Annotated in this window: 12 protein-coding genes; 5 read left to right on the top strand and 7 right to left on the bottom strand. The window is 62.2% G+C overall.

Annotation, left to right across the window (positions count from 1 at the left end; genetic code table 11):
• Positions 1-1143, top strand: a 1143-nt coding sequence (locus EN914_RS12690) for a cytochrome P450 (protein ID WP_164778728.1), incomplete at its 5' end; no start/stop codon positions are given.
• A 277-nt stretch (positions 1144-1420) separates the two neighbouring features.
• Positions 1421-2305 (top strand): GyrI-like domain-containing protein, encoded by an 885-nt coding sequence (locus tag EN914_RS12695; protein WP_024504597.1) that lies wholly within the window; start codon positions 1421-1423, stop codon positions 2303-2305.
• A 54-nt stretch (positions 2306-2359) separates the two neighbouring features.
• On the opposite strand, the gene EN914_RS12700 is transcribed toward EN914_RS12695, so the two are convergent.
• From EN914_RS12700 to EN914_RS12730, 7 genes are all read right to left on the bottom strand, one after another.
• On the bottom strand, positions 2360-2710 hold the full coding sequence (locus tag EN914_RS12700) for a cupin domain-containing protein (RefSeq protein ID WP_013532197.1): 351 nt from the start codon (positions 2708-2710) through the stop codon (positions 2360-2362).
• 6 nt (positions 2711-2716) lie between these two features.
• The gene (locus EN914_RS12705) at positions 2717-3997 is read right to left on the bottom strand and encodes an O-acetylhomoserine aminocarboxypropyltransferase (RefSeq protein WP_024504598.1); all 1281 of its coding nucleotides are present in this window, start codon (positions 3995-3997) and stop codon (positions 2717-2719) included.
• A gap of 226 nt (positions 3998-4223) precedes the next feature.
• A complete protein-coding gene (locus EN914_RS12710) occupies positions 4224-4745 on the bottom strand; it encodes a CoA-binding protein (protein ID WP_024504599.1) in 522 nt (173 codons plus the stop codon).
• Positions 4732-5496 (bottom strand): GNAT family N-acetyltransferase, encoded by a 765-nt coding sequence (locus EN914_RS12715; protein ID WP_024504600.1) that lies wholly within the window; start codon positions 5494-5496, stop codon positions 4732-4734. The genes EN914_RS12710 and EN914_RS12715 overlap by 14 nt, the downstream gene beginning before the upstream one ends.
• On the bottom strand, positions 5493-6275 hold the full coding sequence (locus EN914_RS12720; RefSeq protein WP_024504601.1) for an AAA family ATPase: 783 nt from the start codon (positions 6273-6275) through the stop codon (positions 5493-5495). Before EN914_RS12720 ends, EN914_RS12715 begins: the two co-directional genes overlap by 4 nt.
• A complete protein-coding gene (locus EN914_RS12725) occupies positions 6275-6697 on the bottom strand; it encodes a VOC family protein (RefSeq protein ID WP_024504602.1) in 423 nt (140 codons plus the stop codon). Before EN914_RS12725 ends, EN914_RS12720 begins: the two co-directional genes overlap by 1 nt.
• 10 nt (positions 6698-6707) lie before the next feature.
• A complete protein-coding gene (locus tag EN914_RS12730) occupies positions 6708-7529 on the bottom strand; it encodes an enoyl-CoA hydratase (RefSeq protein ID WP_024504603.1) in 822 nt (273 codons plus the stop codon).
• 153 nt (positions 7530-7682) lie between these two features.
• Between EN914_RS12730 and EN914_RS12735 the strand changes: the two genes are divergently transcribed.
• The 3 genes from EN914_RS12735 (at position 7683) to rpsI (ending at position 9311) form a co-directional block, all read left to right on the top strand.
• Complete coding sequence (locus EN914_RS12735; RefSeq protein WP_024504604.1) at positions 7683-8147, top strand: PaaI family thioesterase; 465 nt, start codon at positions 7683-7685, stop codon at positions 8145-8147.
• 215 nt (positions 8148-8362) lie between these two features.
• Positions 8363-8827: a 50S ribosomal protein L13 gene (gene rplM, locus EN914_RS12740; protein WP_013532205.1), complete on the top strand. Its 465-nt coding sequence runs from the start codon at positions 8363-8365 to the stop codon at positions 8825-8827.
• Position 8828: 1 nt separating this feature from the next.
• Positions 8829-9311: a 30S ribosomal protein S9 gene (gene rpsI / locus EN914_RS12745; protein ID WP_023810272.1), complete on the top strand. Its 483-nt coding sequence runs from the start codon at positions 8829-8831 to the stop codon at positions 9309-9311.
• Positions 9312-9484 lie beyond the last annotated feature (173 nt).

Here is a 9484-nt window from a genome sequence, read left to right on the forward strand (position 1 = left end):
TTTCTGCACGGCGCATCGAATGCCTTCTTCTGGGAAGAATTCGGCTTCTGGTGCTTTGGCGGCTTCGACGACGTCAACCGGCTGCTGCGCGACCGCCGTTTCGGCCGCCAGAATCCGGCCGGCATTCCAGACAGTCGCGGTATCGGACAGGACCGTAGCCATCTCAGGGCTTTCGACGGCATCGAAGCCAATTCGATGCTGGAACTGGAGCCACCCGTGCACACGCGGCTCAGAACACTGGTGAACCGTGCCTTCGTCTCACGTCAGGTCGAACGGCTGCGGCCGCGCGTCGAAGCGCTCGCCAACCAACTGATCGACCGTTTCGACCCGGGCAAGACAGTCGACCTGCTGCCCGCCTTCGCGGCGCCCTTGCCGGTCACCATCATTGCCGAAATGCTCGGCGTGCCGGTCGAGATGGGGCCGCAACTGCTCGACTGGTCGCACCAGATGGTCGCCATGTACATCCATGGCCGCACCCGCGAGATCGAAGAGATGGCCAACCGCGCCGCGGGCGAATTTGCCGATTTCCTGCGTTTCCATGTCACCGAGCGACGCAAGAACCCTGGCGACGACCTGCTGTCGCTGCTGATCTCGGCGCAGGAGGACGGCCAAAAGCTGTCGGAGGACGAGATGGTGTCCTCGACGATCCTGCTGCTCAATGCCGGTCATGAAGCGACAGTGCATCAGACCGGCAACGCTGTCCGTTCGATCCTTATGCAAGGCGGCGATGTCAGCCGCTTCTTCGGCTCACCCGAAGCGACCGCGGCAACGGTCGAGGAATGCCTGCGCTTCGACGCGCCGCTGCACATGTTCACGCGCTATGCCTATCAGGAGACCGAAGTCGCACCTGGCATTATCGTGCAGCCGGGCCAGACGATCGGGCTGCTGCTCGGCATGGCCAATCATGACCCGCGCGCCTTCGCCGAACCGCAAGCTTTCAGGCCCGATCGTCCGGACCAGAAGAACGTGTCATTCGGCGCCGGCATCCATTTCTGCATCGGCGCGCCGCTGGCCAGGCTAGAATTGCAGGTGTCGCTGAAAACCCTGTTCGAACGGCACCCGAAGCTGCATCTTGCCGAAAGGCCAAGCTTCCGCGACACTTACCACTTCCATGGGCTGGAAAGGCTCGCCGTCGGCTTTTGACGAAGCGCGGATTTGGGCGCCGGCCTATTCCAGCCATAGCGCCAGCAGCAACCACAAGGTCGGCTCACCGGACCGCCCACGATGCCCTTCCACGACAAGGCACCGGAAGCTGTCTCAGCCAGTTCCAGCGAAATAGTCATACGCAGGCAGCACAAGCTTGGGGGAGAGCCTGAAGGCCGTTGCTGGCAGCCCCTGTCGATCCATGCCAAATCGCAAGATCGGTCGAGCGCGATATATCCGGAAAGGCCTAACTGGTGTCGTCACGGAGAAAGAGACGTTGAAGGCCGCACTTGAAAACTACCAAGCCCGAATGCAGCGGGTGCTAGACCATATAGACCAGAATCTGGATGACGATCTGGGGCTGGAGGCGTTGAGCGGTGTCGCGGCGTTCTCGAAATATCATTTCCACCGACAGTTCACGTCCACCTTCGGGGTGTCCGTGCATCGCTATGTCCAGCTCGCCCGCATGAAGCGTGCTTCGTACAGACTTGCCGAAAGTGACGCCCAAAGCGTCACCGACATAGCCATGGATGCCGGTTACGACGCGCCGGATGCCTTCGCCCGCGCCTTTCGGCAACGGTTCGGACAATCGCCGTCGTCGTTCCGGAAGTCTCCCGACTGGGGGTCGTGGCTCATGGCCTTCGGGCCCCTCGAAAAAGCAAGGAACACGCTTATGCAGATAATCTTTGAACACGACGACGTGACGATCCGCGATGTGCCCCCGACGCCGGTGGCGATCATGGAGCACCGCGGAGACCGGGCGACGCTCCAGGACACCATCCAGCGGTTCATCGCCTGGCGTAAGGCGGCGGGCTTGTCGCCCGAGACAAGCCCGACCTTCAACGTCTTCCGTTCCGAAAGGGAGCCCGCGGTCCCGGCTGATTACAGCATGGACATTTGTGCCGGGACAGACCGGCCGATCGAGGCGAATGACGGGCAGATGAAGGCTGGCGTGATCCCCGGCGGGCGCTGCGCGGTGCTGCGCTACCCTGGCAATACCAACAATCTCGAACCCGCAGCACTTTATCTTTATCGTGAATGGCTTCCGGCCAGCGGCGAGGAAGCACGCGACTTTCCGATCTATTGCCAACGACATCTGTCCCACTTCCCGGAGGGCCCGCTACGCGAAGTGGTCGTTGAACTCTTTCTGCCTCTGAAATAGCTCGGCAGGACAGCGGTTTGTCCCCCCGATCGCGAGCATCATGGCGACGCGAGATCAAAGCTTGATCACATACTCCTTGCGAGTCGTTTCAAGCACTTCCCAGCTGCCCTTGAAGCCGGGCTTCAGCACAAAGCTGTCGCCGGTCTTGACGGTGCGCGCTTGCCCACCGTCCTCCGCGATCACCGAAACGCCGGACAGGATGTGGCAGAACTCCCACTCGTCATAGACGATGCGCCATTTGCCCGGGGTCGATTCCCATATGCCGGCATAGAGGCCGCCGTCGCGCTCCTCGACATTCCAGGTGCGGAATTTGGGATCGCCCGAGATCAGCCGGTCGGGCGCCGGTGCACCCTGTTCGGCGTCGACAGCGTCGACGCCGATGGAAAGAAATTTCGACTCGCTCATGATCGGTCAGACCTTGGCTAGAGCCTGTTCGAGGTCGGCGACGATGTCGTTGACGTCCTCGATGCCGATCGAAAGCCGCACCGTGTCCGGTCCTGCGCCGGCCTTGACCTTCTGCTCGTCGGAAAGCTGGCGGTGCGTGGTCGAAGCTGGGTGGATGACCAGCGACTTGGTATCGCCGACATTGGCGAGGTGCGAGAACAGCTCGAGAGCCTCGACGAATTTGACGCCCGCGTCATAGCCGCCCTTCAGCGCGAAGGTGAACACGGCGCCGGCGCCAAGCGGTGAGTACTTCTTCTGCAGCGCGTTGTTCTTGTCTGAGGGCAGGCCGGGGTAATTCACCGATGCGACCTTGGGGTGGTTGGACAGCCAGGCGGCAACCGTCACGGCATTGTCGCAGTGGCGCTGCATGCGCAGCGGCAGGGTTTCCAGGCCGGTCAGGATGAGGAAGGCGTTGAACGGGGAGATCGCCGGGCCGAGATCGCGCAGGCCGAGCACGCGCGCGGCAATGGCGAAGGCGAAATTGCCGAAGGTTTCGTGCAGGACAAGACCACCATATTCGGGGCGCGGTTCCGACAGCATCGGGTATTTGCCCGATTTCGACCAGTCGAAGGTGCCGCCGTCGACGATGGCGCCGCCGATCGAATTGCCGTGACCGCCGATGAATTTGGTCAGCGAATGGACGACGATGTCGGCGCCATGCTCGATCGGCCGGATGAGGTAGGGCGAGGCCAGTGTGTTGTCGACGATCAGCGGCAGGCCGTGCTTGCGCGCGATGTCGCCGATCTTCTCGATGTCGACGAAGGTGCCGCCCGGATTGGCGAGGCTTTCGATGAAGATCGCCTTGGTCCTGTCGTCGATCTGGCTTTCGAAGGTCGAGATATCGTTGGTGTCGGCCCATCGCACCTCCCAGCCATAATTCTTGAAGGCATGGCCGAATTGGTTGATCGAACCGCCGTAAAGCTTGTTGGCCGCGACGAAATTGTCGCCCGGCTGCATCAGATTGTGGAACACGATCACCTGCGCCGCATGGCCGGAGGCGACCGCGAGTGCCGCCGTGCCGCCTTCAAGGGCCGCCATGCGCTCTTCCAGCACCGCCTGGGTCGGGTTCATGATGCGGGTGTAGATGTTGCCGAAGGCCTTCAGCCCGAACAGCGACGCGGCATGGTCTGCATCGTCGAAGACGAAGGAGGTCGTCTGGTAGATCGGCGTGGCGCGCGCGCCGGTCGCCGGATCGGGCTTGGCACCGGCGTGGACGGCGAGCGTGTTGAAACCTGGCGTGCGGGTCACTGAAAACCTCCCTTTTGAAACTCTTGAAATCGCCGGGCATTCTTGGCGAAGCATGAGCGCGAATGCAAAGAAGAAAATACCCTTCGGCTAGCGATCTGCGGCCGAGGCCCGAGAAAATGCGCTGGCCTAAGGAATAATTTTGCGCCTAAGGCGCATCGCGCGTCAGGCCTTGCTTTTGGTGCACGTCGTTATCCCAAAACCGCTGCGCACTTTTGAGCGACGTGCACTACTTCTGCCGCACGCCAAAACTCTGGAATCCCGACCGCATCAGCGGCTTCTTCGACGACAGCACGCCGGAATTGACGCCGGTCCAACCGATCTCGCCGGACAGCTTGCCATATTCGATCTTGGGGCAGCGGTTCATCACCACCTTGATGCCGGCGGCCTCGGCGCGCGCGGCTGCTTCGTCATGGCGCACGCCAAGCTGCATCCAGATCACTTTCGGCAAGGGATCGAGCCGCAACGCCTCGTCGACGATGCCGGGCACCGCCGCCGGCGCGCGAAAGATGTCGACCATGTCGATCGGCTCCGGAATATCGGCGAGCCTCGCATAGGTCATCCGGCCGAGGATCTCCTTGCCGGCCTGGCCAGGATTGATCGGAAACACCGAAAATCCCTTGGCCAGCAGATATTTCAGCACGAAATAGCTTGGCCGCACATCATTGGCGGACGCGCCGACCATGGCGATGGTCTTCACCGAATTGAGGATGCCGGCAATGTAAGTGTTGTCGTAGCTATCGTGGTTCATGCGGCTTCCTGCGGTAGTGGTATCGGTAAAGTTCACGGCTGAACCCAAGCGAGGCATAGAGAGCGCGGGCCGGTGTGTTGTCGGCCACCACCTGCAAGCATGCGGCGTGAGCCCCTGCCCGCCGCGCCCAGCCGATGAGGCCGCCGACGGTCTTGCGGCCCAGGCCTTGCTGCCTGAAACGGCCATCGGTTTCAACCGATTCCACCACAAGCAGGCCATTGCGGATGACACCATAGGCCAGGGCGGCAATTTGGCTGTCGCGTTCATAGGACACAAACGCCCGGTCGCCGACGATCAGCCCGGTCATCTCGCGAAAGATGCGGCGCTCGGCGTCGTCAAAGGCTCCCATGCGGAACCGCGCCGCGAGCCAGTCCTCGCCCGGCACCTTCAAAACGGTGACCTGCTCATCGCGAAATTCAGCCAGGTCGCCGATCCCGGCATGGAGATGGATCGTGCCGCCTTCCGGCTGGTAGCCGCGATGGTCGAGAGCGGCTTCGAGCTCGCCGGCGATGCCGGGAACCCGAAACAAGGGCGTCTGGCCGTGGCCGATGTAGAAGGACTCGGCGGCGTCGATGACTGCATCAGGCGCGCCACGCTCGCCGCGCAAGGGATTGGCCGAATTGGTACGCCGGATCCGTCCGCCCGATCGCCGCAGAAGCCAGCCATCAACCAACGTCTCGGTCGCCGCCGGCCAGCCTTCGCGGCACGCCTGCTCGACGCGCCAGTTGAGATCATCGTCGCCGGCGCTCACGCGTCATCCTCCCGCAGCGCTTCCTCCATAAACGCCTGCGGATCGGTACAGAAGTCGCGCATCATGCGAAAATGATCGGTATCGCTGAAATCCATGGCATCAAGTCCGAACCGGCTGATGCGGAACAGCCGCGCGCCAGGGCAAGCCATCAGCAGCGGCGAATGCGTCGCCATGATCACCTGCGCGGTGCCCGACTGGTCCATGCGCCTTAGCATCTTGAGCAGTTCGATCTGACGCGACGGGGAGAGCGCGCTCTCGGGTTCGTCGAGGATGTAGATGCCTTGCCTGCGGCAACGCTCCTCGAAAAAGCGGATAAAGCCCTCGCCATGCGACCAGGACAAGAAGTCCGGCGGCGGTGGCCTGAACGGGTCTTCCAGCGCCGCCTGATCGAGATAACGGGCCACGGAGTAGAAGGATTCGGCGCGAAAGAACCAGCCCGCTGTGACCTTCGGCAGCCAGTGGCCCCGAAATGTGTTTGCCAGCGCGGCACCACTCTTGTCGACGGCGCCGGAATGGTCGACCGGTCGATAGCCCTTGCCGCCGCCGGCTTCGTCGTAGCCGGCCAGTGCACCGATCGCCTCGAGCAGCGTCGATTTGCCGGTGCCGTTCTCGCCGACGATGATGGTGATCGGCGTGGTGAATTCGAGCTCGAACTCGTGGCCGCGAAACAGCGGCAGGTTCCAAGGGTATTTTTCCCAATCCTCAACCCGCGCGGGATCAAGCAGGATGCGCTTGAGATAGGGAGCCTTGAGCCGCGTCAGTTGCCTGCGATGGGCCATCAATCAGGCAGCGAAATCGTGCCGTCTTCGGCGATCGGAAAGGCCGGATTGTGCGCCACTTCCCAGACATGTCCGTCCGCGTCGGCGAAGTAGCCGTACCACCCACCCCAGAAGGCGCGCCCGGCCGGCTTGACGATGCGGCCGCCCGCTTTTTGCGCCATGGCGAGCACGTCGTCGACTTCGGCGTCGGAACGGGTGTTGTAGGCGAGATAGACGGCTGATGGTGCCCCGGCGAAGGCGACGCCGGAATCCTCTTCGGCGCTGGCACGTGGGAACAGACCAAGAATGACGCCGCCCATCTGGAAGAAGGCGACACCGTCGGTGATACCGGCATGCCGCTTCAAGCCCATAGCCTCGTAGAAGCGCACCGCGCGGTCCAGATCATCGGTGGCGATGGTAATGATAGAGATTCGCGGCTCCATGGTGCTGCTCCTATTCGTCCGTCCATTCCGGCTTGCGCTTGCCGATGAAGGCGCCGATGCCTTCCTCGGCGTCGCGCGCGAGCATGTTTTCGACCATGATCCGGCCGGTATAGGTGTAAGCATCCGCCAGCCCCATTTCGGCCTGCGCGTAAAACGCCTCCTTGCCCGTCTTGACCACCAAAGATGATTTGGAAGCAATGGTTTGCGCGTATTTGGTGACGATCTGATTCAGGTATTCGCGTGGCACGACACGGTTGACCAGGCCGAATTCCTTGGCGGTCGCCGCATCGATGGTCTCGCCGGTCAACAGCATCTCCATGGCCTGCTTGCGCGAGACGTTGCGCGACAACGCCACCATCGGTGTCGAGCAGAACAGGCCGATGTTGACGCCCGGCGTGCAGAAGGTCGCCTCATGCGAGGCAATCGCCAGGTCGCAGGTGGCGACCAGTTGCAGGCCAGCGGCCGTCGCCAGGCCGTCGACTTCGGCAATCACAGGAAGCGGGTGGCGCACGATCGCCTGCATCAGCGCGGCGCAAGCCGCAAATGTTTCTGCAAAGAAGGCCTTGCCGCGGTCGGCATCGGCGCGCCGCGCGGTCATTTCCTTGAGGTCATGGCCGGCGCAAAACACCTTGCCGGCCGCCGACAGAACGATGACGCGAACGGCCTTGTCGGCGCTGGCGCGTTCGAGCTCCACCGTCAGCGCCGCCATCACCGCCAGCGACAGGGCGTTGGCGGGCGGATTGGCAAGCGTCAGGCGCAGCACGCCCTTGTCCAGTTGTGCGACAACCGGACCCTCAACGGCAGCAGGCTTGATGGCTAGGATTTCGGCCATGGATAGGTCTCCGCGATTCCGCTAGGGGCTGTCGGAATATCTAATACCGGATCGGGTTTCGTCCAACACCGATCGCTTGCGCCAAGGGACGAAGGTTGCCAGAAATGCCGCGCTACGCTCATACAGGCCTGGCGCAAAGCGAGAGACCAAGACATGCCCGCCCAGACCAACGTCAAACCGGTGCTGACCGCCGGCCAAGTTAATGCACTGATGGAAACCGTCTATCCGCAGCTCAATGAGCAATTCAAATATTTCGAGGCGATCGACGTGTTCCCGGGCGGCTGCACCGTGCGGCTCAACGCCGGCGAACGGCATTTGCGTCCCGGCGGCACGGTGTCCGGCCCCTCGCTGTTCACGCTGGCCGACATTGGCGGCTACGTCTGCGTGCTCAGCCATGCCGGGCCGGATGCGCTTTCGGTCACCGTCAACCTCGACATCAATTTCGTGCGCAAGGCCGAGGCAGGACCGATCGACGGCCATTGCCGCATCCTGAAGCTGGGAAAGAGCCTGATGGTGTTCGACATCGACATCGTTGCCGGCCCAGACGGACACACGGTGGCGCATGCCACCGGCACCTATTCGATCCCGCCGAAGCGGAATGGTGATGTGGTAAAATAATACCTTTTGTTCAAGTTATTGTTTTTGCTACATTTTACCTGATATCTACCTTTTCGTTCGCCTTGACGCGGTCACCACCCTCGCCTATAAGCCTCCACGAAGCAGCGGCCCGCAAAGGCCGCCGTTTTGTTATTGGCGGCGGGCAAGCGCCTTTCGCCAATCCAAGCAACAAGAAACGCCTTCTCTTATGAAGGTCAGAACCGAGAGCAGAAAACATGACAACCTTTTCGCAGAAGCCTGCGGATGTGGTGAAGAAGTGGATCCTGATCGACGCCGAAGGTCTCGTCGTCGGTCGTCTGGCCACTGTCATCGCCAATCATCTCCGCGGCAAGCACAAGCCGACCTTCACCCCGCACGTCGACGACGGCGACAACGTCATCGTCATCAATGCTGACAAGGTGGTGTTCACCGGCAAGAAATTCACCGACAAGGTCTATTACTGGCACACCGGCCACCCAGGCGGCATCAAGGAGCGCACCGCGCGCCAGCTGCTCGAGGGTCGTTTCCCCGAGCGTGTCGTCGAGAAGGCCGTTGAGCGCATGGTCCCGCGTGGCCCGCTCGGCCGTCGCCAGATGAAGAACCTGCGCGTCTATGCAGGTGCCGAGCATCCGCATGTCGCCCAGCAGCCCGTCGTGCTCGACGTGGCCAAGCTGAACGCCAAGAACAAGAAGGTCGCATAAGATGGCTGAGCTTTCCTCGCTCGCAGAACTGGGCGCCGCCACCGGCAACACCAATACCCAGCCGGCGGCCCCCGTCCACGTCCAGAAGCTCGACAAGTCGGGCCGCGCCTATGCCACCGGCAAGCGCAAGAACGCCATTGCGCGCGTCTGGGTGAAGCCGGGTTCCGGCAAGATCATCGTCAACGACAAGGAATTCGCGACCTATTTCGCGCGTCCGGTCCTGCAGATGATCCTCAACCAGCCGATCATCGCCTCCAACCGCGCCGGCCAGTACGACATCGTCGCGACAGTCGTCGGCGGCGGTCTCTCCGGCCAGGCTGGCGCCGTGCGTCACGGCATCTCCAAGGCGCTGACCTACTACGAGCCGACGCTGCGCGCCGTGCTCAAGAAGGGCGGCTTCCTGACCCGCGACAGCCGCGTCGTCGAGCGCAAGAAGTACGGCAAGGCCAAGGCCCGTCGTAGCTTCCAGTTTTCCAAGCGCTAAGCATTTCGCAGCTTCAGACAATCGAAAAGGCCGCCTCCGGGCGGCCTTCAGGCTGCTGACAAACCCCTGGCATTTGCCGGGGGTTTTTGATTCACTGGGTCATGTTGAAGCGACCCGCCCCTGAACAGACCGCGCTCGAGATGGTAACGCTGGATCAGTTGGTTCCGGCTGAT

This window comes from Mesorhizobium sp. M7A.F.Ca.CA.001.08.2.1 (genome assembly GCF_003998455.1).
Classification (GTDB): domain Bacteria; phylum Pseudomonadota; class Alphaproteobacteria; order Rhizobiales; family Rhizobiaceae; genus Mesorhizobium; species Mesorhizobium ciceri.